Here is a 26,539-nt window from a genome sequence, read left to right on the forward strand (position 1 = left end):
CTTTATACGTTCAGGGTAAATTCTGTGAAAGAAGCTTCTTCTTTGGTTTCTGGTTCTGGTTCTGGCTTTGCTGCTACGGCGGTGGATGCTTCATTGTTCAACAGCCATAACAGGTTATTGGCAGAATCAGAATTGGCCAGACCTTCTTCCTGCGTGATCAGGCCTTCGCGTATCAAATGCATGAGGGCGCGCTCAAATGTTTGCGAACCAGGTGACAAACTTTTTTCGATCGCTTCCTTGATCTGGAAAATATCGCCTTGTTCAATCAACTCCGCCACATAACGGGTATTAAGCATGATCTCGACCGCAGGGGCACGGCCACCATCTTTAGCGCGTATCAGGCGCTGCGAGATAATCGCGCGTATGGAAGACGATAAATCCAGCAACAATGCACTACGCGTTTCCATAGGGAAGAAACTGATAATACGGTTCAATGCCTGGTAACTATTATTCGCATGCAGGGTCGCCAATACCAGATGGCCTGATTGCGCATAGGCAATCGCTGCCATCATGGTTTCGAGATCGCGAATCTCACCAATCAGGATGCAGTCTGGTGCCTGACGCAACGAGTTCTTCAACGCGGTTTTCAGACTCTCAGAATCGCTACCAATTTCACGCTGGTTGACGATGGATTTTTTACTGCGGAACAAAAATTCTATCGGGTCTTCCAGCGTCAGGATATGGCCAGTCTTGACTTCATTCCTGTGATCGAGCATGGATGCTATAGTGGTTGATTTGCCTGAGCCGGTAGAACCGACCAGCAAGATCAAACCACGCTTTTCCATAATCAGCTCAGCCAGTACTGGCGGCAGATGCAAGGTGTCGAGCTTGGGAATATCGCCCGGCACATAACGGAACACAGCAGAGATAGAGCCGCGCTGGCGGAAGGCCGAAAGACGGAAACGACCTATACCGGCAGCACCGATACCGACATTGAGTTCGTTTTCGGCTTCCAGTTGCTCCATGTGTTCAGGCTCTACCACTTCGCTGAGCAGCGAGAGGATGTTTGCCTGATCCATTTTCTGCTGATTAATAGGGAGCAGATTGCCATTGATTTTCAAATGTATGGGCGAATTCATCGCGAAAAACATGTCAGATGCATGTTTTTCCTTCATCAATTGAAATAACCTCTCCATCGCTGCCATGATGTGTCCCTAAGCTGAGCTAATTATTAAAATAAAAATACAAAAAAGGCGCAAAAGTGCTTAAGCGCCGCGCAACAATTCATTGATACTGGTTTTGGAGCGTGTCTGTGCATCGACACGTTTCACGATCACTGCACAATACAAGCTGTATTTGCCATCAGCAGAGGGCAAATTTCCGGAAACAACCACAGAGCCAGAAGGTACACGGCCATAGCTGACTTCACCTGTCGCGCGGTCATAAATCTTGGTGGACTGGCCGATATACACGCCCATGGAAATCACAGAATTTTCTTCAACGATCACGCCTTCTACGATTTCTGAACGTGCACCGATGAAGCAATTGTCTTCAATGATGGTTGGGTTGGCTTGCATAGGTTCCAATACGCCACCGATACCAACGCCACCAGACAAGTGCACGTTTTTACCAATTTGCGCGCAAGAACCGACTGTCGCCCAGGTATCAACCATCGCGCCTTCATCGACATAAGCGCCGATATTGACATAAGAAGGCATCAGCACCACGTTTTTGGCAATAAAGCTGCCACGGCGTGCGACTGCTGGTGGCACCACGCGGAAACCGCCCTTAATGAAGTCTTCAGCCGTGTAATTGGCGAACTTGGTCGGTACCTTGTCGAAGAACTGCATATGCTCGCCAGAAGGCATAGTGATATTGTCTTCCAGACGGAAAGACAGCAATACAGCTTTTTTGATCCATTGATTGACTTGCCAGCTACCCTCAATTTTTTGCGCAACGCGCAGGGTGCCTGCATCAAGTTCGCTCAAGACATGGGCAACTGCCTCGCGGATTTCTGCAGGCGCAGATTTTGGCGAGAAATTTGTGCGGTCTTCCCAGGCTTGATCAATGATTTGCTGTAATTGTTGATTCATGTTGAGTGTCTTTAAATGGAAATGTAAAAAATAAAAACCGAAATAATCTTATGTCCGCGTTTGCTTGCTGTTTGGCTGCAGTATCAGACCACTACCGGAGTAAAATTTTTGCAAAAGCTGACTATCCTTTGTGCCGCTTCCAGGCATTCTTCAGGTTCCGCCACCAAAGCCATGCGTATGCGGTTTTGCCCAGGATTGATGCCATGGGCCTCGCGCGCCAGGTAGCTACCGGGCAGAACTGTCACATTATATTCCTCGTATAGGCGACGGGCGAATTCTGTATCTGATAAACTCATGGCGTCAGGAATTTTTGCCCACAGGTAAAAGGCTGCATCAGGCAGTTTCACGTCCAGCACTTCTTGCAAAATCGGCGTGATCTGGGCAAATTTGCGTATGTACTTATCGCGATTTTCTTGCACATGTACTTCATCATTCCAGGCGACAACTGAGGCAGCCTGTATATTCGGGCTCATGGCGCTGCCATGATAAGTCCGGTACAACAGGAATTTTTTGATGATTTCCGCATCTCCCGCGACGAAGCCGGAGCGCATGCCAGGTACATTCGAGCGTTTTGACAGGCTGGACAAGGTAATCAGGCGTTGATAATCATTCCTGCCCAATTCCCGTGCGGCTTGCAAGCTGCCCAGCGGTGCTTCGGTCTTGAAATAAATCTCGGAATAGCACTCATCAGCTGCAATAACAAAACCATAACGGTCTGACAGGGCAAATAACTCTTTCCAGTCATCCAGATTCAATACTGCGCCAGTGGGGTTGCCGGGTGAACAGATGTACAGCAGTTGTACGCGTTGCCAGACTGATTCCGGGATGCTCTTGTAGTCGGGTGCGAAATTACGTTCGGGATCGGCATTGGCAAAATAGGGCTCAGCCCCGGCCAGATAGGCTGCGCCTTCATAAATTTGATAAAACGGGTTAGGGCACACCACTAATGGCGACCCATTTTTGCAGGCACTGGGGTCTATGACGGTTTGCGCCAGAGCGAACAAGGCTTCGCGTGAACCGATGACAGGCAAAATCTGAGTTGCGGCATCCAGCGGCGGTATATTGTAGCGGCGTCCCAGCCAGGCAGAAATGGAGTTGCGCAAGGCATCAGAGCCAGCAGTGGATGGGTAACTAGCCAAGCCTGCCATATTGTCGACAATGGCATCCTTGATCAAAGCGGGAGTAGGGTGCTTGGGTTCGCCTATGCCCAGACTAATGGCTGGAAATTTGGAATTTGGCACAACATCGGCAAACAGGCGCTTCAGTTTCTCGAACGGATACGGCTGCAATTTACTGAGATAGGGATTAAATGTCATTTTTCGAATTGTTGTCGACGCTAAACAGGCTTTTTAGCTTATTTCTCTGGTCTGCTTAAATTTGCTGCTTTTTATTTGCAATCCGTATTATAGCGTCCTGAGGATTCTATAGAGAAAGGCTTTCACCTGTACTTGCGTGAAATACTGATTAATATGTAAATTGTGTCATAAGTTTGAAAACTGAAAATTTTGCTCTTACGATGGTATGATGCAGCGATACAGGAACGTGGCTGGCATTGATGGCCTTGGCATATATACGATACGCGGTAGATTTGACTGCAAAAGATAATAAAATTATATAAAGTGCGATTAACTTCTATTAAATTAGCGGGATTTAAATCTTTTGTAGATCCCACCCATTTTCAGGTTCCTGGCCAACTGGTTGGTGTTGTCGGCCCTAATGGTTGCGGCAAATCCAATATTATTGATGCTGTGCGCTGGGTTTTGGGTGAATCCAAAGCTTCCGAGTTGCGCGGCGAATCCATGCAGGACGTTATCTTTAACGGTTCTACCCACCGCAAACCCGCTGGTCGTTCCTCCGTAGAGCTGGTTTTTGATAACAGCATGGGCAAAGCAGCAGGCCAATGGAGCCAATACGGTGAGATTGCCGTCAAGCGTACCTTGACGCGTGACGGTACGTCTACTTACTACATCAACGGGCAGCCAGTGCGCCGTCGTGATATCCAGGACATCTTCCTCGGTACCGGCCTGGGACCTCGTGCCTATGCGATTATCGGTCAGGGCATGATTTCACGCATCATCGAAGCCCGCCCGGAAGAATTAAGAATTTTCCTCGAAGAAGCTGCTGGTGTTTCCCGTTATAAAGAACGCCGCCGCGAGACAGAAAACCGCATTCACGACACCCATGAAAACCTGGTACGTGTTGAAGACATCCTGCGCGAATTGAATAACAACCTGGACAGGTTGGGTGCGCAGGCCGTTGTTGCCAATAAATTCCGCGAATTGCAGACTGATCAGGAAGAAAAGCAAAAGCTGCTGTGGTTGCTGCGTAAAAAAGAAGCAGAAAACGAACAAAAAAAGCATTTCGCCGAGATAGAAAAGACTCAGACGGACCTCGAAGAGCAAACCGCCAAGCTGCGCCATGTCGAGCTGGAGCTGGAGCAAATGCGCCAGGCGCACTATGCAGTCGGTGACCGCATGCATCAGGCGCAAGGCCATTTGTACCAGACCAATGCCGAGATTGGCAGTCTGGAAGCACAAATCAAATTCGTCATCGAATCTCGCAGCCGTTTGCAATCACAATTGCAGTCACTGACTGCGCAGCGCGATCAATGGCAAAACCAGAGCCGGCAATTCCAGGATGATTTGTCAGAAGGCGAAATCCATGTCGAAGAACTGGCCATGCGCGCCGAACAGGCTCTCGAAGTCAGTCAGCAACAACAAGACAAGCTGCCAGCGATGGAGCAAATATGGCGTGAGTCGCAACTGAAGACGACAGAATCACGCGCCAAAATCATGCAGATGCAGCAGCAGATAGAGCTGGAATCTGCGCATCAGCGTAATGCGTCAAATATCCTGAACACCCTGGCCACCCGGCGTGAGCGCCTGATGCAGGAAAAACAGGGCCTGGTATTGCCGGATACGACGCATCTGGACAATCTCTCGATGCAGCTGGAAGAAAAAAAGCAGGTGCTGGAAGAGCTCACCATGCAACTGGAAGAAGCGCAAGAACGCTTGCCCTTACTGGAAGATGAGCGCAAACAGGCGCAGCAGCAAGTGAATCAGGACAGCGCCGAATATGCGCAACTGGAAGCGCGCCTGCTAGCCCTGAAACAATTACAGGAAAAAGTACAAAGCCAGGGCAAGGTACAGCCTTGGCTGGAAAAACACGAATTGAGTGGCTTGCCAAAAATCTGGCAAAAGCTGCATATTGAAGCTGGTTGGGAAACTGCGCTGGAATCTATCTTGCGCGAACGCACTGCAGCCTTGGAAATGTCAAACCTGGAATGGGCCAAAGCCTTTTTCGGCGATGCTCCACCTGCCAAATTGGCTGTTTGTGCGCCTACCATAGTCGCTGAGCCTGTCACACCTCTGGCCGGTTTCAAGCCCTTCATCGACTTGCTTCAACTTAATGATGCAGGTTTGCGTGGTTTGATGCAGGATTGGTTGCATCAGGTGTATATCGCTGAAGACATTACGTCTGCCTTCATGGACAGGGTTAAATTGCCCGCCGGCGCCTGTTTTATCACAAAGCAGGGCCATGTCATTGCCCGCTCCAGTGTGCGTTTTTATGCATCTGATTCCGAGCAGGATGGCGTGCTGGGACGTCAGCAAGAGATAGAAAACATCACCAAGCAATGCCGTGCCAAGCATATGCTGGCAGACGAGTCCAAAACCCGTGCCGTACGTTCTGAATCTGCTTACACTCAGGCTACGCAGCAATTACAAGACTTGCGCCAGCGCGTGGGCAGCCTGACGCAGACTACCCATAGTCTGCAAATCGAATTCATGAAATTGTCTGAAGTGCAGGAACGCTTTAATCAGCGCAGCACACAGATAGGCAGTGATCTGGCAGAAATCGCCGCGCAAGAGAGTGAACAACAGCAAATCAGGGCCGAGTCCGAGCAAAAATTTGAGCAACTGGACATGGACCTGGCAGAACTGCAGGAAACCCATGAAGAAGGCCAGACTGCTTATCTGGAAAAAGAGCAGCAATTGAATGAAGCCAGACAGCGTCTGCGTGACCTGGAGCTGGCCGCGCAAGAAGCTGCCTTTGCAGAAAAATCCCACCGCAGCAAAATGGAAGAATTGCGCCGCAGTATTGCGACCGCGCTGGAACAATCAGCACAATTATTTGCCAGCATGCAGCAGGGCCAGCTTGAGCTTGAATCCATGGATGACCAGACTGCACAAGCTGGCTTACAAGATTTACTGGACAGACGCAGCTCACAGGAAGTGGCGCTGGCAAATGCCCGTCATGAGCTGGATCAACTGACACAGCAGCTGCGCCATCACGAAGAATCCAAAATGCAGGTGGAACGCAGCCTGCAACCACAACGTGACCGTATTGTTGAGTTGCAATTGAAAGAACAGGCTGCACGTCTGAGCCAGGAGCAGTTCTCGGAACAATTGCGCAATTTTGAAGTCGATGAAGAAGCCCTGGCGCAAAAACTGCACGATGATCTCAAACCATCTTATTTGCAGGGAGAAGTTACCCGCCTCACCAATGCGATTGCAGCATTGGGTGCCGTGAATATGGCTGCTCTTGACGAGTTGGCGCAGGCAACTGAACGCAAGACTTTCCTCGATGCACAGCATGCTGATCTGACTGAGGCGATCACCACTTTGCAGGATGCCATCCACAAGATTGATATTGAAACACGCGACTTGTTGCAAGACACCTTTGACAAGGTCAATCATCATTTCGCTGAGCTTTTCCCAATTTTATTTGGTGGTGGCCAGGCGAAACTGATCATGACAGGTGATGAAATTCTGGATTCTGGCGTCCAAGTCATGGCGCAGCCACCTGGCAAAAAGAATGCAACCATTCATTTGTTGTCTGGTGGTGAAAAAGCCCTGACGGCAACGGCACTGGTTTTCTCGATGTTCCAGTTGAACCCTGCACCTTTCTGTTTGCTCGATGAAGTTGATGCGCCGCTGGATGACTCAAATACTGAGCGTTTCTGTAATATGGTGAAACGCATGTCGTCAAACACACAATTTTTATTTATCTCCCATAACAAGATTGCGATGGAAATGGCACAACAATTGATTGGTGTCACCATGCAAGAACAGGGGGTTTCACGAATCGTGGCGGTAGATATGGAATCTGCCGTCAATTTTGCTACTGAGGTTCAAGCAGCATGACAGATCTACAAATTAGTTTGTTAGCGATAGGTGGAACGCTGGTGGTCGGCGTCCTGATTTTTAATAAATGGCAGGAATACAAAGCCAAGAAAACTGTTGAAAATGCGTTTGGCGATGGACATGATGATGTCCTCATGAATCCTGATGCGCCCGTTGAATCCATAGTCCGGCATGAACCTAGCCTGGATGGCGACGTCCAGCCCGTTGAGGATGTGCCCCAACATCATGAGCCCATGCATGCAGATGCAGCCACTGAAATGGAAGCACCGGTAGCAATACAGGATAAGGAATTGCCGGTCGATGAATTAATCGATTGTGTGATCCCATTGGAGTTTGAAACACCGGTACGTGGTGAAAAAATTCTGGCAGAAATCGCAGACCTTAAATATGTGGGTAAAAAACCTGTGCATTTCATCGGCCAGAGCCATAGCGGCGAGCGCGATGTGATTGCCGTTGGCGGCGCTTATACCTGCCTGTTTGCGGGCGTGCAAATGGTCAGCCGCAATGGCCCTTTGAATGAATTGGAATATTCTGAATTTATCATGAAACTGCGGGCGATTGCTGATAATCTGAGTGCGCACCCGGATATCCCGGATATGAATAAAGTCATGGTCAATGCCCGCGAATTGCACCAATTTGTCGCTGAGCATGACGCCCAGCTGAGCGTAAATATCGCTGCCAACGGTGCGCCATGGGCCTTGAATACTTTGCTCGCAGCATTGGAAAAAATGGGCTTTGATCAGCGCCCTGACGGTCGTTTGATGATGCCCGATGGTGATGGCGGCAGCCTGTTTACCTTATCGACCAATGTCAGCGTCAGCGAAACCATGACTTCGCGTCTGACGTTGTTACTGGATGTACCCTGCGTTGCCCCTGCTCGTGATGGCTTTGGTGCCATGGCAGCTTGCGCCCGCTCTTTGGCGACGCGTCTGGGCGGTACAGTCGTGGATGATGGCAATCAGCCTATTTCCAAACTGGCGCTGGATGAGATATCCGGCCAGGTCCATGAATTTTATGCCGCAATGGCAGAGGCGCAGATTCCTGCTGGCTCTTTGCGTGCCCAGCGATTATTTAGTTAATTTATTCCAGACATGCAGAATGATCTTTTGGATGCTGCCGCCAAGGCGGCAGACACTTCAACACTAGCGGCACAGGCAGAACACTTACGCACAGAGTTGAACCGGTATGCACATGCCTATTATGTACTGGATAACCCCAGTGTGCCTGATGCTGAATATGACAGATTGTTTTCAGAGCTTCAAAGGCTGGAAGAAACGCATCCCGAATTAAAAACCGTCGATTCACCTACTAACAGGGTGGGCGGAGCACCTTTGCCAGAATTTGGCCAGGTGCAGCATGCTGTGCCCATGCTGTCGCTGAATAACGGCTTTGAAGACGATGATGTAATTAATTTTGACCGTCGAGCTCGTGAGGGCCTGGATATTCAAAATGAAATTGTCTATGCGATAGATTTGAAGTTTGATGGTCTGGCCATTAATCTGCGCTATGTAGATGGTGTCTTCACCCAGGCCGCAACGCGGGGCGATGGCTTCACAGGCGAAGACGTTACCGAAAATATTCGCACCATACGCAGCATCCCCTTACGCTTGCGGGTAGATAATCCGCCAAAGATATTGGACGTACGTGGGGAAGTATTAATGTTCAAGCGCGATTTTGAAAAGCTCAATCAGCGCCAGCGTGATGCGGGTGCCAAAGAGTTTGCCAACCCGCGTAATGCTGCTGCTGGCAGTCTGCGTCAGCTTGATTCAAAAATTACTGCCCAGCGTAGCCTGCGTTTCTTTGCTTATGGCATAGGCCTGCTGGAAGGCATGAGCGTACCACCTTCTCATCGCGCTTTGCTGGATTGGTATAAACAGGCAGGCATCCCTGTCTGTGAAGAAAATGCCCTGGTCAGTGGTGCATCTGGTTTGCTGGAATTTTACAAGGCTATCCAGACCAGGCGCGATATCCTGGATTATGAGATTGATGGCGTGGTCTATAAAGTCAATGATTTCGCCAGCCAGCAGTCGCTAGGTTTTGTATCGCGTGCGCCACGTTTTGCAATCGCTCACAAATTCCCTGCGCAAGAAGCGCTAACTTCTGTACTGGATATAGAGGTGCAGGTCGGTAGAACAGGTGCGATCACACCTGTGGCCAGGCTGGCCCCTGTCTTTGTCGGTGGTGTGACTGTAACCAACGCCACCTTACACAATGAAGAGGAGATACAGCGCAAGGATATACGTATAGGCGACACGGTTTCTGTACGCCGCGCAGGTGATGTCATACCTGAGGTCGTTGCCAGCATATTAGAAAAACGTCCGGCAGATTCTCGCCAGTTTGTCATGCCAGTGGAATGCCCGATTTGTGGCTCTCCCATACAAAAGCCGGAAGATGAAGCGATTGCCCGTTGCAGCGGTGGCTGGATAAAATGTACTGCGCAACGCAAGGGTGGCTTGTCGCACTTTGCTTCACGTAAGGCAATGAATATTGACGGCGTAGGAGAGCAGCTCATTGATCAGTTGGTCGATAAGAATGTCGTTACAACTGCTGCAGATTTGTATAAGCTTGGTCTGCGCGCGCTGGTTGAGTTGGACCGCATGGCAGAGAAATCTGCGCAAAATGTATTGAGTGCGCTGGAAACGTCAAAGCTGACCAGTTTCCCGCGTTTTATCTATGCGCTGGGGATACGCCATGTTGGTGAATCTACGGCAAAAGATCTGGCTGCGCATTTCGGTAATACGGATGCATTGATGAAAGCGACGGAAGAGCAGTTGCTGGAAGTATCGGATGTCGGTCCTGTGGTTGCCAAATCGATACTCCGCTTTTTTTCTGATCCGCTTAATGTGGAGTTGGTGGAGCAATTGCTGGCGTCCGGCATACATTGGCCAGAGATAGAAGTGCAGGAAAAAGGTGAGCAGGTATTGGCTGGTAAGACGCTGGTATTGACAGGTACGTTGCCCGCGCTGAGTCGTGATCAGGCGACAGAGATCATAGAAAAAGCGGGCGGCAAGGTTTCAGGTTCAGTATCAAAAAAAACCAGTTATCTGGTTGCTGGAGATGATGCGGGAAGCAAGCTGGTAAAAGCGCAAGAATTGGGTATAACTATATTGACAGAAGCAGAATTGCTTCAACTTTGTTCCGGGAGCTGAAATGAGAAAAATTAAAAAAGCCGTATTTCCAGTGGCAGGTTTGGGTAGCCGTTTCTTGCCTGCCACGAAAGCGCAACCTAAAGAGATGTTGCCTATCGTTGATAAGCCGCTGATTCAATATGCGGTTGAAGAGGCAGTTGAGGCAGGCATTACAGAAATGGTATTTATTACCGGCCGCAACAAGCGTGCAATTGAAGATCATTTCGATAAAGCCTATGAGCTTGAAAGCGAACTGGAAGCGGCAGGCAAAGAAGCCTTGCTGGATCTGGTCAGGAATGTGATTCCCAAGAATATCAACTGCATCTACATACGCCAGACAGCCGCACTGGGTTTGGGGCATGCGGTATTGTGCGCACGTCCTGTAATTGGCGACGATCCTTTTGCAGTGCTGCTGGCAGATGACTTGATGGATGCCGACGTCGGCCAACCTTCTGTCATGGCGCAAATGGCGCGCCAGTATGAGGCAGAGGGTGGCAGCATTATCGCCGTGCAAAACGTGCCACGTGAGTTCACCCGTCAATATGGTATTGTTAGTGGCACGCCTTATACTGAAAGCCTGGAAAGAGTGCAGGGCATCGTCGAGAAGCCTATGCCTGATGTTGCGCCATCAACATTGGCTGTGGTTGGCCGCTATATTTTGTCGGGCCGCATCTTCTCATACCTTGAAACCCTGGGCAAGGGCTCTGGCGGTGAAATTCAATTAACGGATGGTATTGCTGCCATGTTGAAAGACTTCCCGGTCTATGCTTTCCGTCCAAATGCGACTCGTTATGACTGCGGCTCCAAACTCGGTTACCTGAAAGCCAGTGTTGCTCTCGGTTTGAAACACAAGGAAACCAGTGCAGAATTTACCGAGTTCCTGCAATCCCTGAATAAATAATGCAATTCTGCGGCCAGCTTATAAACTGGCCGTATTTACATTAAGTCATTTATTCTTATTACATTTGGTGCACCATGATTCATCCTATACTGAAAATGGGCGATCCACGACTGTTAAGGGTTGCTGAGCAAGTCACTGCGTTTGATACTCCAGAATTGCATGAGCTCATCAAGGATATGTTCGAGACCATGATTGCTGCCAATGGCGCTGGTTTGGCAGCGCCGCAAATTGGTGTGAATCTGCAGCTTGTAATTTTTGGGTTCAAAAATAATCCACGTTACCCTGATGCACCTGTTGTACCTGAGACAGTGCTGATTAATCCCGTGTTGACCCCCTTGTCTGAAGAGACTGATGACGCATGGGAAGGCTGTTTGTCTGTGCCCGCAATGCGAGGCCTGGTGCCGCGCTGGAGTGCGCTGCGGTATGAAGGCTACGATCAGTTCGGCACACGAATTTCACGTGACGTAGATGGCTTCCATGCCCGCGTCGTGCAACATGAGTGCGATCATCTAAATGGCATTTTGTATCCCATGCGCATACGCGACCTGACACAATTTGGTTTTACTGAAGTCTTGTTTCCGGAGCTTGATCCTAACGACGACGATTGAGTCATTGATTTCAAAACAAAAAGGCAAGAATTTCAATTCTTGCCTTTTTGTTTTTTGAAGAGTGCGAATTAGAATTGCTCATCTTCCCGGAGGTAGCGCCATTGCCCCTCCGGTAATTTACCCAGCTTGATCTTGCCTATGCGAACGCGCTTCAGGCCTATCACTTTCAATCCTACCATGTCGCACATACGTCTGATCTGGCGCTTCTTGCCTTCGCGCAGAATAAAATTCAACTGATCTTCATTTTGCCAGGTGACTTTGGCAGGCAAGAGTTTTTTGCCATCGAGTGACAGACCATGATTCAGGCGACGTAAATCTGCATCTGGCAATCGGCCAGGCTTGCTGTATTGCACGCGTACCAGATATTCCTTTTCCACCACGGTGGTTTCACCTATCAGGTGCTTGGCGATACGGCCATCCTGGGTTAATACCAGCAAGCCAACGGAGTCAATGTCCAGCCGGCCAGCAGGCACGAGGCTGCGTAATTGGGTAGGGTGGAACTGGGTATCGACCTCATCTTCCGTCCAGCGGTTCTCTGGCTTGATCAGGGCGATCGCAGGTGTATAGCCATCTTCAGCCTGACCACTGACGAAACCGACAGGCTTGTTGATGAGGACCGTGACGCGTTTCGATTGCTCTGCTGCAGCCTGTCTTTCCACCGTCACCTTCTGATGAGGCAATACCTTGCTGCCCAGCTCTGAGATGACATTGCCATCTACCCTAACCCAGCCGCGCGCGATCCATTCATCAGCCTCGCGGCGGGAGCAAAGGCCAAGTTCGGACATGCGTTTGGAGAGTCTTACAAGTTCAGTCATGATGCTTTTAGAGTAGTCTCGCCTGAGTCTGGTTGTGGATCAGGCGAGGGTGTTGATTATTCGGTTGCAATATTGCGTTGGCAGCATTTAAATTCTGAGTGCATCCAGCAAGTCGGTTTCAAACTGTATCTGGCTTCGTGCACCTTGCAAGGCCTGGCCATCGACGATGAAAACGTCTTCTACCCTTTCGCCCAGGGTCATGATCTTTGCTGTATGCAAATTGATTTTGTATTTTGTCAGGATATTTGCCACTGCATAGAGCAAGCCATTTCTGTCATTCGCAGAGATGGACAGCAAATAATACTGGCCACGGTCATCCGGCCGCAAATCGACTGTAGGCACGATAGGGAAGGTGCGTGACATACGCGACAGGCGCCCACGGTTAGGTGGGGAAAGCGGCGTCTGGCGCGTCAGTATCTCTGTCAGTTCGTGCTCAATCAAATTGATGATGTCACGATAATTATTCGCAAAAGCCGGCTCTATGACCAGGAAAGTATCAAGAGCATAGCCGTTTTTGCTGGTATGAATTTTTGCATCAAGAATGCCAAAATTCTTGCCGTCAAAATAATTGCAGATACGCGCAAACAGGTCGGGCTGATCTTTGACGTAGACCGTGATCTGCAAGCCCTCTCCTATAGGTGAGAGGCGGCATTTCACCACAGGTGTCTGGCTATCGATACGATCATGCAGGGCGCGTGTTTGCCAGGCGATATCTGATGCATCATGGCGCAGGAAATAGGCGACATCCAGTTGTTGCCAGAATTTTTCATGCGCGTCAGGTGCCAGCCCGTACAGACGCAAGGCTTTCAGCGCATCTTCCTGACGATTTTTTAATTCCCTGTCCTTGCTCGGCGCCTCTCCACCCAGTACCCGTAAAGCCATCCGGTACAGGTCTTCCAGCAGTTTGCCTTTCCACGCATTCCAGACCTTGGGGCTGGTGCCACGTATGTCGGATACAGTCAGCAAATACAGCGCCGTCAGGTGGCGTTCATCCTTGACGATGTTGGCAAAATTTTGTATCACGTCCGGGTCAGACAAGTCCTGCTTTTGCGCCACATGCGACATGGTCAGGTGATTCTGTACCAGGAAAATAATCAGCTCGGTATTGGCTTTGCTGAGCCCATGGTCATAGCAGAATTTTTTTGCGTCAGCCATGCCAAGGATGGAGTGGTCGCCGCCACGGCCCTTGGCAATATCATGGAACAAGGCTGCGATGTACAAAACCCATGGCTGATTGAAATTTGCCATCAACTGGCTGCAAAACGGGTATTCGTGTGCGTGCTCAGGCATGGTGAAGCGACGCAAATTGCGCACTACCATGAGGATGTGCTGATCTACCGTATAGGCATGAAACAAATCGTGCTGCATCTGACCGATGATGCGGCGGAAATTAGGCAGATAACGCCCCAGGATACTCATCTGATTCATTCGCCGCAGAGCATGGGTAATCCCTTGCGGTGACTGCAGAATTTGCAGGAACAATGAGCGATTGAAGATATCGTGGCGGAATTCTGCATCGATCAACAGTCGTGCATGCCATAGCGCACGCAAGGTCCTCGCCGTCATGCCTTTGAGCTCCCCATGTCTGGCCATTGCCAAAAATACTTCCAGTATGGTCGATGGGTTGGCTTCAAAGGTATCGTCCCTGGCAATGTCGATGAAGCCATTTACTTCATTGAAATGCTCATTGATGGGACGTGGCACAGAGGGTTGCGGAAACAATACGGCTTCTATGTTTTGCAGCAACACAGTATTTAGCTGCGTAACTGCCTTGGCTGCCCAGTAATAGCGCTGCATCAAGTGCTCGCTGGCACGCCTTGACTCTGTTGTCTTGAACCCAAATGTTTCTGCTATTGCTGTCTGCACGTCGAAAATCAAACGGTCTTCACGGCGTCCTGCGTAAATATGCAGCCTTATGCGTATATCCTTGAAGGCGCGCTCATTGCGCTTTAACTGACGCGCCTCGACATCGGTGATTAGGCCGCGCTCTGCCAGTTCACGCCAGGAGTTACCCAAACTGGCGGCCTTAGCCACCCAGAGTATGACTTGCAAGTCCCTGAGTCCACCCGGGCTCTCTTTGCAATTCGGCTCCAGACTATACGGTGTGTCTTCGTATTTGACATGGCGCTGTTGTAGTTCCAGCAATTTTTCCTGGAAGAACTTTTGTGGATGCAGTGCTTCCGTATAGCGTTGCTGCATTTCCTTGAATAATTTACGGCTGCCGGTAACCAGGCGTGCTTCCAGCAGGCTGGTTTGCACGGTGATGTCAGCTGCAGATTCCTGCAGGCATTCATCAATGGTACGTATGCTGTGACCAATATCCAGGCCTATGTCCCAGAACAGCTGCACCAGTTTTTCCAGCTTCTCTCGCAAGGCGGCGTCCGGCCTTTCCTGCAATAGTATCAACACATCAACGTCAGAGTAGGGGAAAAGCTCACCACGTCCGTAGCCACCTACAGCGACCAGCGCCGCCTCTTTCGGAAACTCAAAGTGACGCCAGATTTTGCTGAGTTGCTGATCGACATTGCGGCACAAATCATGCAGCAGTTGTTCTGCCTTATGATTTTCCTTGAACGCATTGATGACGATCAGTTGCGCTGATTTCAGTTCTTCCTTGAAAGAGAGTGCCGGTGTCTGCATTGTGGCCAGGGTCTTAATCGGGTTTGATATAAGTTTGATTTAAGCGAGTTTGATGAAGTCTGGAATAGGCGGGTAGCCTGCCGACAAAGTCAGTACTTCATAACCGGTTTCCGTCACCAGCACAGTATGCTCCCATTGCGCTGACAAACTGCGGTCCTTGGTCTTGATGGTCCAGCCATCCGGCATTTCCTTGATTTCGCGGCGGCCGACATTGACCATGGGCTCTACCGTAAAAATCATGCCGGGCAAAAGTTTTTCCATGGTGCCAGGTTTGCCGTAATGCATGACTTGCGGTGCTTCATGGAATATCTTGCCTATGCCATGGCCGCAAAACTCGCGCACTATGCTGTAGCCAGCTCTTTCGGCATGCTGCTGTATGACGTATCCGATATCACCCAGATGTGCACCTGGTTTGATCTTGTCTATACCCAGCCACATACATTCATAGGTGATTTCGCTGAGACGTTTGGCCATGATCTTGGGTTCGCCAATCAGGAACATGCGGCTGGTATCGCCATGGTAGCCATCTTTGATGACGGTAATATCAAGATTGACGGAGTCTCCATCCTTGAGAACCTTGTCGCCCGGTATGCCGTGGCAAATAACGTCGTTGACTGATGTGCAAATGGCTTTAGGGTAAGGCGTATAGCCTGGCGGGCAATAATTCAGCGGGGCAGGGATGGTGCCTTGTACATTAGTCATGAATTCGTGACATAAGCGGTCTAGTTCACCAGTTGTCACGCCAATTTTAACGAAAGGCGTGATGTAATCGAGAACTTCCGAAGCCAGTTTGCCAGCGATGCGCATGCCGGCGATATCTTCCGGCGTTTTGATAGTAATAGCTTCCATACGTTTTCTTGTCGTTGACCAGGATTTGCGTAACAAGCAGATGGCGTGACCACTACGTATGTCTGGCCGGGTCAGGTTTGCTTGTCCGCTAAAATCTTGGTTTGAGTAAAATTGCGAAAGTGTTGCAGAACCGGAATTATAGTCTATGAAGGGCGCTGCCGTATCGGCCTGACATGCTTGCTATACCATGTGGCTGAAGACAGGACTTGAGGGAAATGCGATTTTCATAGTAGAATAGATGGTTAGCTTGTGGATGTATAGAAATGCGATACTTGCTAATTAATATTTTATCAATCGAATCCGGTCGAAAAGGGTGTCTTGTAGCGTTTAAATTAATAGTAAATATTAATTCGCTCAGATCACTGGCTGGATTCAAGACCTAACCCTGGAGTTATTATGTCTGTAACAATGCGTGAAATGCTTGAAGCTGGTGTGCACTTTGGTCACCAAACCCGTTTTTGGAATCCAAAAATGGCACCGTACATCTTCGGCCATCGCAACAAGATTCATATCGTTAACCTGGAAAAAACACTGGCAATGTACCAGGACGCGATGAAGTACATCCGTCAATTGTCCTCCAATCGCGGCACAGTGTTGATGGTTGGTACTAAGCGTCAATCCCGTGACATCATCGCGGCAGAAGCACAACGTGCTGGCATGCCTTTCGTTGATCAACGCTGGTTGGGTGGTATGTTGACTAACTTTAAAACAGTCAAAACATCCATCAAACGCCTGAAAGACATGGAAGCTTCCATTGAAGACGGCTCTGTTGAGAAACTGTCCAAAAAAGAAGCCCTGATGTTCCAGCGCGAAATGATCAAGCTGCAAAAATCCATCGGTGGTATCAAGGATATGGGCGGCGTTCCTGATGCAATTTTCGTGGTCGATGTTGGCTACCACAAAGGTGCAATCACTGAAGCAGCGAAGCTGGGTATCCCGGTTATCGGCGTGGTTGATACTAACCACTCCCCAGAAGGTGTTGCATACATCATCCCAGGTAATGATGACTCCTCCAAAGCAATCGCTTTGTATGCTCGCGGTGTTGCCGATTCCATCCTGGAAGGCCGTGCAAACGCAGTAAACGAAGTTTTGGAAGCTGTTAAACCAGGTTCTGATGAGTTTGTAGAAGTAGAACAAGCTTAATTGCCTGTTTTGGCACATAGTTTCAAGCTGCCAGTGGCGGCTTGAAACAAAAAATGGGGCAACAGTCGTTCGCCCTTTTTTTTAAACAAAATTTGATATCGGTGTTTTTTAAACACCTTTGAACTAGGAGAATGACATGGCGGCAATTACAGCAGCGATGGTAGGTGCACTACGCGCAAAGACAGATGCGCCAATGATGGTGTGTAAAAAAGCGCTGACAGAAGCAGAAGGCGATATGGACCGTGCGGAAGAAATTCTGCGTGTGAAACTGGGTACTAAAGCAAGTGGCGCAGCTACTCGTATTACGGCAGAAGGTGTCGTTGCTTCTTACATCGCTGGTAACATTGGTTCCCTGATCGAAGTTAACTGCGAAACAGACTTCGTGACCAAGAATGATGATTTCCTGGCGCTGGCAAATACTTGTGCAAAACTGATTGTTGAGCACAATCCTGCTGATATCGCAGCCTTGGGTGCACTGCCACTGGACGGTAAAACAGTTGAAGAAGTGCGTTTGGCACTGGTTGGTAAAATCGGCGAAAACATGTCTTTCCGTCGTTTTGTCCGCTTTGACACAACTGCCAAGCTGGTTTCTTACCTGCATGGCACACGTATCGGCGTGGTTGTTGAATTTGATGGTGCTGATGAACAAGTTGGCAAAGACGTAGCGATGCATATCGCTGCGATGAAACCAGTGTCTTTGTCTTCAGAGCAAGTTCCTGCTGAATTGATCGAAAAAGAGCGCTCTATCGCAGCGCAAAAAGCAGCGGAATCCGGCAAGCCTGCGGAAATCGTAGCTAAAATGGTTGAAGGTTCCGTACAGAAATACCTGAAAGAAGTTTCTTTGCTGGATCAAACATTCGTTAAGAATGACAAGCAAACAGTTGAGCAAATGTTGAAATCTGCTAATACAACTGTCAAAGCGTTCACCATGTTTGTTGTTGGTGAAGGTATTGAGAAGAAGCAAGATGACTTCGCCGCAGAAGTGGCCGCTCAAGTGGCTGCAGCAAAACAAGCGTAATTGGCGAAATAAAAAAACGGGCCGAAAGGCCCGTTTTTTTAAATCCAGCGATTGTAAGTATTTGTGTCTGAGCATCAAATTTATGTATTCAGGTGTAAATATGAGCGTGTTATGAGTGTGTTATGGGCGAGTGGTGCTCCATTTGCTTTGTGTATTGCCTGACCGGGCTAGTTTACAAATCAAATGGTTATTGAAGTGCCTTACCCAGGCTACTTCATCCAGTACGCATTTCTTTTAAACTATTTAAACTACCAGAAGGAGTCCTATCATGACAAAACCTGCTTACAAGCGTGTGCTCTTGAAGCTCTCTGGCGAAGCCCTGATGGGCGATGATCCGTTTGGCATTAACCGTGCAACGATAGAGCGCATGGTGGCCGATGTGGCCGAAGTATCAAGGATGGGTGTAGAGTTGGCCATCGTTATCGGTGGCGGCAATATTTTCCGTGGCGTTGCGCCTGGTGCGCAAGGCATGGACAGGGCAACTGCAGACTACATGGGTATGCTGGCGACAGTCATGAATGCCCTGGCTTTGTCTGATGCCATGCGCCAGGTCGGCCTGACTTCCCGCGTCATGTCAGCTATCGCCATTGACCAGGTCGTTGAGCCTTATGTACGCCCAAAAGCCTTGCAATACCTGGAAGAAGGTAAAGTCATTGTATTTGCTGCAGGTACAGGCAATCCTTTCTTTACTACCGACACTGCAGCTGCTTTGCGTGGTTCGGAAATTGGTGCTGAAATCGTCTTGAAGGCAACCAAGGTTGATGGTGTCTATACAGCAGACCCTAAAAAAGATCCTGCAGCAACACGCTATACGACGATTTCTTTTGATGAGGCTATTGCCCGTCACCTGCAAGTCATGGATGCTACTGCCTTTGCACTTTGCCGCGATCAGAAACTGCCGATCAAGGTATTTTCCATTATTAAACCGGGTGCATTGAAGAATGTCATTCTGGGGGGAGACGAAGGCACCTTAGTGCACGTATAATCCTGCACTTCGGATTGTTTCATATTAATTCGGCAAGGAGTGCGGCCACAGCCGTCGCTCGTGCCCAGATGTACAGGAGAGCGCGATGAGCGTAGCAGATATCAAGAAAAGTTCTGACCAGCGTATGCAAAAGTCTATTGAGACTTTGAAGGCTGATTTGTCTAAAGTACGCACTGGCCGTGCCCATACCGGCATCTTGGATCATGTCCAGGTTGATTATTACGGTACACCCACTCATATTACGCAGGTTGCCAATGTGACTTTGATCGATGCGCGCACGATTGGTGTGCAGCCTTGGGAAAAGAAAATGTTGAATGCAATTGAGAAAGCGATTCGTGATGCTGATCTTGGCTTGAATCCATCCTCGCAGGGCGAGCTGATACGCGTGCCAACACCACCGCTGACTGAAGAGCGCCGTAAGGAAATGGTCAAGCTGGTTAAAACTGAAGGCGAAAGTGCCAAAATCGCTATCCGCAATATTCGCCGCGACTCCAATGAGTCTCTGAAGAAATTGTTGAAAGAGAAAGAATGCTCTGAAGATGATGAGCGCCGTGCACAGGATGATATTCAGAAGTTGACAGACAAGTTTGTTGCTGAAGTCGATAAGCTGCTGGCAGACAAAGAAAAAGAAGTGTTGACAGTTTAGTCGTCGCCCGCGTATCAACACATTCTGGATTTACATGACCCATACAAGTTCCACCAAGGAAATTCCGGCAGTTGGCGCAATTCCTAAACATATCGCAATTATTATGGACGGCAATGGGCGCTGGGCAACCAAGCGCTTTTTGCCGCGTGTCGCAGGGCATGTGAAGGGCGTCGAGGCGGTCAGGGGTATCGTTGAAGCCTGTGCCCGCCGCGGTGTTTCTTACCTGACTTTTTTTGCCTTCAGTTCAGAAAACTGGCGCAGGCCAGCTGAAGAGGTTTCGTTATTGATGCGTTTGTTTGTGACCGCTCTTGAAAAAGAAGTAGCGAAAATGCACGCCAATAATATACGTCTGAAAGTGGTCGGTGACCTCACTCGTTTTGACCCGCAATTGCAGAAAATGATAGCCGCTGCAGAGGAAAAAACCGCCAATAATCAGGGATTGACTGTAACGGTCTGTGCCAATTACGGTGGCCGCTGGGATATCATGCAGGCCATGAATCGCCTGCAAAAAGAGCGGGTAGCTGCAGGGCAGGCTGATCAGGAAATAACAGAAGACCAGCTTGCTGCGTATTTGTCGATGGCCTATGCACCTGAGCCGGATTTGTTTATCCGTACCGGTGGTGAAACACGCATTTCCAATTTTCTGCTTTGGCAATTGGCGTATAGTGAGTTGTATTTCACAGACACGTTCTGGCCTGATTTTGATGCAGCCTCTCTGGACTTATCCATTTCATCTTATCAAAACCGCGAACGTCGCTTTGGACGCACCAGTGCCCAGGTGTCTGAACAATCTGCCCAGCAAGAAAGCAAGTAATGCTTAAAACCCGTGTCCTGACTGCTCTGGTTCTGCTGGCTATTTTGTTGCCAGTACTGTATTCGGCCAATTTTTATGCTTTCTCAGTATTGGCAGTTGCTTTTTTTGCTGCCGCCATGTGGGAATGCCAGCGCCTGTTCAAAAAACCTGGGCCCATCATCATGGCTGCGCTGTGGGTTGGCCTGTTGGTGTATTGCTTATTCCATCTGGCAGATTTTTCTCACCCCTTGCTGTTTGCGCTGAGCACGGCGTTCTGGGCTTTAAGATTGGTTCCCACGCTGGCCAGAGGCTTGCCGGAAACGCATAATTTCTCCAGTGGCATGCTGAGTACTTTGTATGGCATCAGTATTTTTGCCTGCTTCATCGCGATTGCGGTGTTCTTTCAGCGATCACCGATGTATCTGTTTTCTGTTATGGCCATCGTCTGGATTGCTGATATTGGGGCCTATTTTTCTGGTAAAACTTTTGGCAAGCGCAAACTCGCTCCCACAATTTCTCCGGGCAAATCGTGGGAAGGTGCTATCGGTGGTTGGGTCTGCGTATTGCTATTGGCGGCAGCGACAAGCTTTATCCCTGCTTTGGAAAATACTTTCACTGCGCAATTAGTTGCCAGAAAAGGCTGGCTTATCTTTATTGGTGCCATGACTTTGATTACTGCGGCCAGCGTAGTGGGCGATCTGTTTGAATCTTCATTGAAACGCCGCGTCGGTATGAAAGACAGTAGCAACCTCTTGCCCGGGCACGGTGGTGTACTCGACAGGATAGATGCGCTGATACCAGTGCTTCCCCTCGCAGCTCTGGTCGATTTGTGGCGATAAAATACATGCAGAAAAAACAGCAGCTTTGCATATTAGGTTCTACCGGCTCCATAGGCGTATCGACTTTGGATGTGGTCGCACGTCATCCTGAGCGCTATGGTGTTTTTGCTTTGACTGCACATACCCAGGTAAAAAAACTGGCTGAGCAATGCGCGCAGTTTTTACCTCAGATTGCAGTGGTTGGCACTGCGAAGGCTGCTGATGAGCTGGCGATTCTGTTAAAAGAATTAAATTTGCCTCACATCCAGATATTGTCTGGCCCAGAGGCCTTGTGTGCCGTCGCCAGCGCTAGTGAATGTGATAGCGTGATGGCAGCCATTGTTGGTGCTGCCGGTTTGCCTGCGTCTTTGGCTGCTGCAAAAGCAGGTAAAAAAGTCTTGCTGGCCAACAAAGAAGCACTGGTCATGTCTGGCCAGCTGTTTATTGATGCCATTAAAGACAGTGATGCTGCTTTACTGCCTATTGACAGCGAGCACAACGCCATTTTTCAATGCTTGCCCGGCAACTATAACCGTCAACCCGGCCAGCATGGCATACACAAAATATTATTGACTGCCTCTGGTGGCCCCTTCCTGAACCGGGATGTCAATACCCTGGATGATGTCACGCCTGAACAAGCCGTTGCTCACCCCAACTGGGTCATGGGTCGAAAAATCTCTGTCGATTCAGCGACGATGATGAACAAGGGACTTGAGGTCATCGAGGCGCACTGGCTGTTTGCTACGCCGGCAGAGCAGATTGAGGTGGTCATCCATCCACAAAGTGTGATTCATTCCATGGTGTCTTATATGGATGGGTCAGTGATAGCGCAAATGGGCAACCCTGACATGCGCATACCCATCGCTTACGGCATGGCCTATCCTGAGCGCATAGACTCGGGAGTCGCACCACTGGATCTGTTGAAGGTCGCCAGCCTGAACTTCATCAAACCAGATTTTCAGCGTTTCCCATGCTTGCAACTCGCCTATGACGCCTTGAAAGAGGGTAAGTCCGCTGCAACCATATTGAACGCAAGTAATGAAATTGCTGTCCAAGCGTTTTTGGACAAGAGGATAGGCTTTCGCATGATCAATCAGGTCATAGAGCACACGTTGAGCAAACTTGCTGCGAGCGAGACACCAGATCTGGAAAGCATACTCGCCTGCGATGCTGAAGCACGCAGGGTTGCAGAGGCGATGATCTCCTTATGACCTGGCTACAAAACGCATTGGCCTTTCTGGTGACACTTGGCATACTGGTCACCATCCATGAATTTGGACACTATATTGTGGCCCGCTGGTGTGGCGTTAAAGTTCTGCGTTTTTCCCTGGGAATGGGAAAGGTTATCTACTCCAGGCGCTTGGGTAAAGACCAGACTGAATGGGCTATCTCCCTGTTGCCGTTAGGTGGCTACGTTAAAATGCTGGACGCCCGTGAGATGGGGGCGGATAAAATAGCCCCAAATGAGCTGTCCCGCGAATTTTGCCAGCAATCTGTCTGGAAACGCATAGCTATCGTGGCTGCCGGTCCTATGGCCAATTTTTTATTGGCTATCTTCCTTTATACCGCCTTGTTTGTGCATGGTGTGCCAGAAGCGGTTTCCAAAATACGCGTGGCATCAGAATCCTCTATCGCTTATAAAGCGGGGTTGCGCTATGGTGATCTGGTTACTTCTATAAATGGTGAGCCAATACAAAGCTGGTCAGAGTTCCGCTGGAAAATGATGCAGGCCGGTGTTAGTAGGCGTAATCCGGTACTTGAAGTACAGCATACTAATACTGGCAATATTAGTGGTAACGCACCAATTTCAGTGGAAATCCCACTTCAACAACTGAGTTCAAGCGAAGTTGATACTGATATTTTGCAGCACCTTGGTTTGAATCTTGCTGGAAGTAATGACGTTATTCTTGAGGATTTCTTGCCAGATAGTCCAGCCAGGCAGGCAGGTTTGCAGGTTGGTGACCGTATTCTGGCGATAGGACAGAAACCCTTGCTTGATACAATAGATTTCCGGCAAATCGTCAACGCCAATCCTGATAAACCGTTGAAGTTGATGGTGCAAAGGAATGGCAGCAAATTTGAGGTGGAAGTCACGCCTGTCAGTCAGGAAGTAAGCGGACAGACAGTGGGGTTGATGAAGGTAAAATTGCAGCCCATGGTTCCAGAGATGACAGTAGTGCAGGCTAGCCTGCCACAGGCATTTATCAAGTCTGTTGAAAAAACCTGGGATACCAGTATCTTCAGCCTGAAAATGATGGGCAAAATGTTGACGGGTAGTGTTTCTCTGAAGCATATAACCGGACCTTTGACCATCGCTGATTATGCCGGTCAAACCTCCAGAACTGGCATGATTGTCTATCTAGGCTTCATTGCGGTGATTAGTATTAGCCTTGGCGTGATGAATTTACTACCAATACCCGTTTTGGATGGGGGGCATTTGTTGTATTATTCGCTGGAAGTTTTGACAGGGAAACCTTTGCAGGACCGTTATGTCGAAATGGGACAGCGTGCCGGATTTTTTTTGTTATTGACGATGATGGCAATAGCTTTTTTTAATGACATTGCCCGACTAATGTCATAATAGCTGGCTTGATGACAGAAACTCATTTTAGATAGCAATATTGAGAGTATTGAAAGAAATTTATACCCAATGAAATTACATATCGAGCAGTTCACTTTAGCCCATTTTCGTCGTCATGCTTTATCTCTGGCTGCATTGGCACTTTGCACCGGAAACGCATTGGCGATTGAGCCCTTCACCGTCAAGGACATACGTGTAGAAGGCTTGCAACGGACGGAGGCTGGTACTGTATTTAGCTATTTGCCTGTCAAAGTCGGTGAGCAATTTGATGACGCGAAAAGTACAACTGCGATCAAATCCCTGTATGCAACGGGTTTTTTCAAGGACGTTCAGATTGAAGTGCAGGACGGCGTATTGATCGTTTTGCTGGAAGAGCGTCCTACCATCGCTGGTGTGGAGTTCACTGGCACAAAGGAATTTGAAAAAGATGCACTCGTCAAGGCCTTGAAAGACATAGGCGTTGGTGAATCACGTATTTTCGATAAGGCAACAGTTGATCGTGCCGAACAAGAGCTCAAACGCCAATACCTGTCCAAGGGCTTGTATGGCATGCAAATCACGACCACCATCACGCCGATAGAGCGCAATCGTGTAAACGTTACATTTGCGGTGGATGAGGGCGAAGTAGCCAAGATCGCCCAGATTAATATCATCGGTAACAAAGATTTTTCTGACGGTGAAATCCGTGATCTGTTGACTTTGACGACACCAGGCTGGTTTACCTGGTATACCAAGGCAGATCAATATTCCAAGCAAAAACTGTCGGGTGATATCGAGACCTTGCGCTCGTTCTATCAAAACCGTGGTTATCTGGAAATGCAGATTTTATCGACGCAGATTTCCATTACACCGGACAAAAAAGACATTTACATCACCATCAATATTGATGAAGGCGATAAATATACTGTCTCCGATATCAAGCTTGAAGGCGATACTATGGGTAGGGAAGAGGAATTGGCCTCTTTGCTGCTGCTCAAAAAGGGCAATATTTATAATGCTGCCCGTCTGACTGAAAGCACCAAGCGTATTTCTGAACGCATGGGTAATTTTGGTTATGCATTTGCCAACGTGAATGCAAATCCCAACCTGAACAAGGAAAAGAAAGAAGTTGCTTTCACGATCTTTGTTGATCCGGGCAAGCGCGTTTATGTGCGCCGTATCAACCTGGCTGGGAACACCCGCACACGTGATGAAGTTATCCGCCGCGAATTCCGCCAGTTTGAAAGCTCATGGTATGACGGTGAGAAAATCAAAACATCACGGGACCGTGTAGAGCGTCTTGGTTATTTCAAAGATGTCACTATAGAAACACCTGAAGTACCAACCAGCGTTGATCAGGTTGATGTGAACCTGACTGTGACTGAAAAACCTACTGGTAACCTGATGTTTGGTGCTGGCTACTCCAGTGCCGAAAGATTAACGTTGACTGGCTCCATCCAGCAAGCCAACGCCTTTGGTAGTGGTGATACGATAGGCCTGGATATCAATACCAGCCGCCAAAACCGTACCATTGCGTTGTCCCACACCGATCCTTATTTCACGGACGATGGCGTTAGCCGCAATGTGGAAGCTTATATCCGTACAACGCGTCCGATTATCGGTAGTGTAGGCGACTATAAAATTCAGACTACCGGTGGCGCTTTGCGTTTCGGTGTACCATTCTCCGAGGTGGATACGGTGTTTTTTGGTCTCGGTTTTGAACGTACCAAGGTTGAAACTTACTATGGCAGCCCGTACCGTTACCTGAAATATGTTTCGGATTACGGTACTGGCTCAAAGGATACGGCGGCGATTGACTATGGTATTGGTGAAGCTGTAACTAATTCATTCCCATTGACTGCAGCCTGGCAAAGGGATAGTCGCGATAGCGTGTTGACGCCAACAATTGGTCGTTATCAGCGCGCCAATCTGGAACTGGCAGCAGTAGGCAGCTTTAAATATTATCGTGCAATTTATAATGCACAATTATTCCAGCCTGTTTATCGCTCCGTGGTTTTGGCATTGAATGGTGAAATTGATTATGGACATGGTCTGGGTGGTAAGCCTTATCCATTGTTTAAGAACTTCTATGCAGGTGGTATAGGCTCAGTACGTGGTTATGAACCATCTTCCTTGGGTACCAAAGATCCAAATGGTGATGCTCTTGGTGGCGCAACCCGTTTGCTGGCCAATGTGGAATTGCAGATTCCTTTCCCGGGTGCCGACAAATCTTTGCGCTGGTTCACTTTTGTGGATGGTGGTAATGTATTTGATGAGGGTCAAAAAATCCGGATGAAAGACTTACGTTTTTCTGCTGGTATAGGTATAAGCTGGATATCGCCGGTTGGCCCATTGAAGCTGAGTTTTGGTAAAGCTTTGAATGCCAAGGCAGACGACAAGAAGCAGACATTCCAGTTCCAGATGGGTACTGGTTTCTAATTGCTTATGTTTGGCTGTG

The 26,539-nt window shown here is 48.9% G+C and carries 20 protein-coding genes; 14 read left to right on the forward strand and 6 right to left on the reverse strand.

Going from position 1 to position 26,539, the window contains the following annotated elements; all coding sequences use genetic code 11:
* Positions 1–2: 2 nt before the first annotated feature.
* The 3 genes from ACO0LN_RS15375 to dapC form a co-directional block, all read right to left on the reverse strand.
* Positions 3–1,145 carry a PilT/PilU family type 4a pilus ATPase gene (locus ACO0LN_RS15375; RefSeq protein WP_245936816.1) on the reverse strand — a complete coding sequence of 381 codons (1,143 nt, stop codon included), beginning with the start codon at positions 1,143–1,145 and terminating at the stop codon, positions 3–5.
* 60 nt (positions 1,146–1,205) lie between these two features.
* Positions 1,206–2,033: a 2,3,4,5-tetrahydropyridine-2,6-dicarboxylate N-succinyltransferase gene (gene dapD, locus ACO0LN_RS15380; protein ID WP_422975214.1), complete on the reverse strand. Its 828-nt coding sequence runs from the start codon at positions 2,031–2,033 to the stop codon at positions 1,206–1,208.
* A gap of 83 nt (positions 2,034–2,116) precedes the next feature.
* Positions 2,117–3,349: a succinyldiaminopimelate transaminase gene (dapC, locus tag ACO0LN_RS15385; RefSeq protein WP_422975216.1), complete on the reverse strand. Its 1,233-nt coding sequence runs from the start codon at positions 3,347–3,349 to the stop codon at positions 2,117–2,119.
* A 303-nt stretch (positions 3,350–3,652) separates the two neighbouring features.
* Between dapC and smc the strand changes: the two genes are divergently transcribed.
* The 5 genes from smc to def all read left to right on the forward strand — a co-directional run bounded on the left by smc (position 3,653) and on the right by def (position 11,814).
* Complete coding sequence (smc, locus tag ACO0LN_RS15390) at positions 3,653–7,177, forward strand: chromosome segregation protein SMC (RefSeq protein WP_422975218.1); 3,525 nt, start codon at positions 3,653–3,655, stop codon at positions 7,175–7,177.
* Positions 7,174–8,256 (forward strand): cell division protein ZipA C-terminal FtsZ-binding domain-containing protein, encoded by a 1,083-nt coding sequence (locus ACO0LN_RS15395; RefSeq protein ID WP_422975220.1) that lies wholly within the window; start codon positions 7,174–7,176, stop codon positions 8,254–8,256. The genes smc and ACO0LN_RS15395 overlap by 4 nt, the downstream gene beginning before the upstream one ends.
* A gap of 12 nt (positions 8,257–8,268) precedes the next feature.
* Complete coding sequence (ligA, locus tag ACO0LN_RS15400; RefSeq protein ID WP_422975222.1) at positions 8,269–10,326, forward strand: NAD-dependent DNA ligase LigA; 2,058 nt, start codon at positions 8,269–8,271, stop codon at positions 10,324–10,326.
* 1 nt (position 10,327) lies between these two features.
* The gene (galU, locus tag ACO0LN_RS15405; RefSeq protein ID WP_422975224.1) at positions 10,328–11,206 is read left to right on the forward strand and encodes a UTP--glucose-1-phosphate uridylyltransferase GalU; all 879 of its coding nucleotides are present in this window, start codon (positions 10,328–10,330) and stop codon (positions 11,204–11,206) included.
* A 74-nt stretch (positions 11,207–11,280) separates the two neighbouring features.
* Positions 11,281–11,814 carry a peptide deformylase gene (def, locus tag ACO0LN_RS15410; RefSeq protein WP_422975226.1) on the forward strand — a complete coding sequence of 178 codons (534 nt, stop codon included), beginning with the start codon at positions 11,281–11,283 and terminating at the stop codon, positions 11,812–11,814.
* 68 nt (positions 11,815–11,882) lie between these two features.
* Here def and ACO0LN_RS15415 read toward each other — a convergent pair whose 3' ends face one another.
* The 3 genes from ACO0LN_RS15415 to map form a co-directional block, all read right to left on the reverse strand.
* Positions 11,883–12,629, reverse strand: coding sequence for a pseudouridine synthase (locus tag ACO0LN_RS15415; RefSeq protein ID WP_422975228.1), 747 nt, complete (start codon positions 12,627–12,629; stop codon positions 11,883–11,885).
* Between the two features lie 87 nt (positions 12,630–12,716).
* Positions 12,717–15,269: a [protein-PII] uridylyltransferase gene (locus ACO0LN_RS15420; RefSeq protein WP_422975230.1), complete on the reverse strand. Its 2,553-nt coding sequence runs from the start codon at positions 15,267–15,269 to the stop codon at positions 12,717–12,719.
* Between the two features lie 39 nt (positions 15,270–15,308).
* Positions 15,309–16,118 (reverse strand): type I methionyl aminopeptidase, encoded by an 810-nt coding sequence (gene map, locus ACO0LN_RS15425; protein WP_422975232.1) that lies wholly within the window; start codon positions 16,116–16,118, stop codon positions 15,309–15,311.
* Between the two features lie 396 nt (positions 16,119–16,514).
* Here map and rpsB point away from each other — a divergent pair, with 396 nt between their 5' ends.
* The 9 genes from rpsB (at position 16,515) to bamA (ending at position 26,520) form a co-directional block, all read left to right on the forward strand.
* Positions 16,515–17,261 (forward strand): 30S ribosomal protein S2, encoded by a 747-nt coding sequence (gene rpsB, locus ACO0LN_RS15430; RefSeq protein ID WP_110253518.1) that lies wholly within the window; start codon positions 16,515–16,517, stop codon positions 17,259–17,261.
* A gap of 136 nt (positions 17,262–17,397) precedes the next feature.
* Positions 17,398–18,279, forward strand: a complete 882-nt coding sequence (tsf, locus tag ACO0LN_RS15435; RefSeq protein ID WP_422975234.1) for a translation elongation factor Ts — start codon at positions 17,398–17,400, stop codon at positions 18,277–18,279.
* A gap of 268 nt (positions 18,280–18,547) precedes the next feature.
* Entirely contained in the window at positions 18,548–19,264 is a 717-nt protein-coding gene (gene pyrH, locus ACO0LN_RS15440; RefSeq protein ID WP_422949875.1) for a UMP kinase, read from the forward strand.
* Between the two features lie 85 nt (positions 19,265–19,349).
* Positions 19,350–19,910, forward strand: coding sequence for a ribosome recycling factor (gene frr / locus ACO0LN_RS15445; RefSeq protein ID WP_110253515.1), 561 nt, complete (start codon positions 19,350–19,352; stop codon positions 19,908–19,910).
* Between the two features lie 34 nt (positions 19,911–19,944).
* The gene (locus tag ACO0LN_RS15450; protein ID WP_422975236.1) at positions 19,945–20,724 is read left to right on the forward strand and encodes an isoprenyl transferase; all 780 of its coding nucleotides are present in this window, start codon (positions 19,945–19,947) and stop codon (positions 20,722–20,724) included.
* Positions 20,724–21,542, forward strand: coding sequence for a phosphatidate cytidylyltransferase (locus ACO0LN_RS15455; RefSeq protein ID WP_422975238.1), 819 nt, complete (start codon positions 20,724–20,726; stop codon positions 21,540–21,542). Before ACO0LN_RS15450 ends, ACO0LN_RS15455 begins: the two co-directional genes overlap by 1 nt.
* A 5-nt stretch (positions 21,543–21,547) precedes the next feature.
* Positions 21,548–22,732 carry a 1-deoxy-D-xylulose-5-phosphate reductoisomerase gene (gene ispC, locus ACO0LN_RS15460; RefSeq protein ID WP_422975240.1) on the forward strand — a complete coding sequence of 395 codons (1,185 nt, stop codon included), beginning with the start codon at positions 21,548–21,550 and terminating at the stop codon, positions 22,730–22,732.
* The gene (gene rseP / locus ACO0LN_RS15465; protein ID WP_422975242.1) at positions 22,729–24,102 is read left to right on the forward strand and encodes an RIP metalloprotease RseP; all 1,374 of its coding nucleotides are present in this window, start codon (positions 22,729–22,731) and stop codon (positions 24,100–24,102) included. The genes ispC and rseP overlap by 4 nt, the downstream gene beginning before the upstream one ends.
* Positions 24,103–24,171: 69 nt before the next feature.
* Positions 24,172–26,520 (forward strand): outer membrane protein assembly factor BamA, encoded by a 2,349-nt coding sequence (gene bamA / locus ACO0LN_RS15470; RefSeq protein WP_422949880.1) that lies wholly within the window; start codon positions 24,172–24,174, stop codon positions 26,518–26,520.
* Positions 26,521–26,539: the final 19 nt, after the last annotated feature.

The organism is Undibacterium sp. TC9W, from assembly GCF_049339865.1.
In the GTDB taxonomy this organism is placed as follows: Bacteria; Pseudomonadota; Gammaproteobacteria; order Burkholderiales; family Burkholderiaceae_D; genus Undibacterium.

Coding starts and splice junctions, on each gene's coding strand:
- pyrH (WP_422949875.1), top strand. CDS start 18,548: ATGACAAAACCTGCTTACAAGCGTGTGCTCTTGAAGCTCTCTGGCGAA.
- bamA (WP_422949880.1), top strand. CDS start 24,172: ATGAAATTACATATCGAGCAGTTCACTTTAGCCCATTTTCGTCGTCAT.
- ispC (WP_422975240.1), top strand. CDS start 21,548: ATGCAGAAAAAACAGCAGCTTTGCATATTAGGTTCTACCGGCTCCATA.
- ACO0LN_RS15395 (WP_422975220.1), top strand. CDS start 7,174: ATGACAGATCTACAAATTAGTTTGTTAGCGATAGGTGGAACGCTGGTG.
- map (WP_422975232.1), bottom strand. CDS start 16,118: ATGGAAGCTATTACTATCAAAACGCCGGAAGATATCGCCGGCATGCGC.
- dapD (WP_422975214.1), bottom strand. CDS start 2,033: ATGAATCAACAATTACAGCAAATCATTGATCAAGCCTGGGAAGACCGC.
- dapC (WP_422975216.1), bottom strand. CDS start 3,349: ATGACATTTAATCCCTATCTCAGTAAATTGCAGCCGTATCCGTTCGAG.
- def (WP_422975226.1), top strand. CDS start 11,281: ATGATTCATCCTATACTGAAAATGGGCGATCCACGACTGTTAAGGGTT.
- rseP (WP_422975242.1), top strand. CDS start 22,729: ATGACCTGGCTACAAAACGCATTGGCCTTTCTGGTGACACTTGGCATA.
- ligA (WP_422975222.1), top strand. CDS start 8,269: ATGCAGAATGATCTTTTGGATGCTGCCGCCAAGGCGGCAGACACTTCA.
- galU (WP_422975224.1), top strand. CDS start 10,328: ATGAGAAAAATTAAAAAAGCCGTATTTCCAGTGGCAGGTTTGGGTAGC.
- ACO0LN_RS15415 (WP_422975228.1), bottom strand. CDS start 12,629: ATGACTGAACTTGTAAGACTCTCCAAACGCATGTCCGAACTTGGCCTT.
- ACO0LN_RS15450 (WP_422975236.1), top strand. CDS start 19,945: ATGACCCATACAAGTTCCACCAAGGAAATTCCGGCAGTTGGCGCAATT.
- ACO0LN_RS15420 (WP_422975230.1), bottom strand. CDS start 15,269: ATGCAGACACCGGCACTCTCTTTCAAGGAAGAACTGAAATCAGCGCAA.
- ACO0LN_RS15375 (WP_245936816.1), bottom strand. CDS start 1,145: ATGGCAGCGATGGAGAGGTTATTTCAATTGATGAAGGAAAAACATGCA.
- tsf (WP_422975234.1), top strand. CDS start 17,398: ATGGCGGCAATTACAGCAGCGATGGTAGGTGCACTACGCGCAAAGACA.
- ACO0LN_RS15455 (WP_422975238.1), top strand. CDS start 20,724: ATGCTTAAAACCCGTGTCCTGACTGCTCTGGTTCTGCTGGCTATTTTG.
- frr (WP_110253515.1), top strand. CDS start 19,350: ATGAGCGTAGCAGATATCAAGAAAAGTTCTGACCAGCGTATGCAAAAG.
- rpsB (WP_110253518.1), top strand. CDS start 16,515: ATGTCTGTAACAATGCGTGAAATGCTTGAAGCTGGTGTGCACTTTGGT.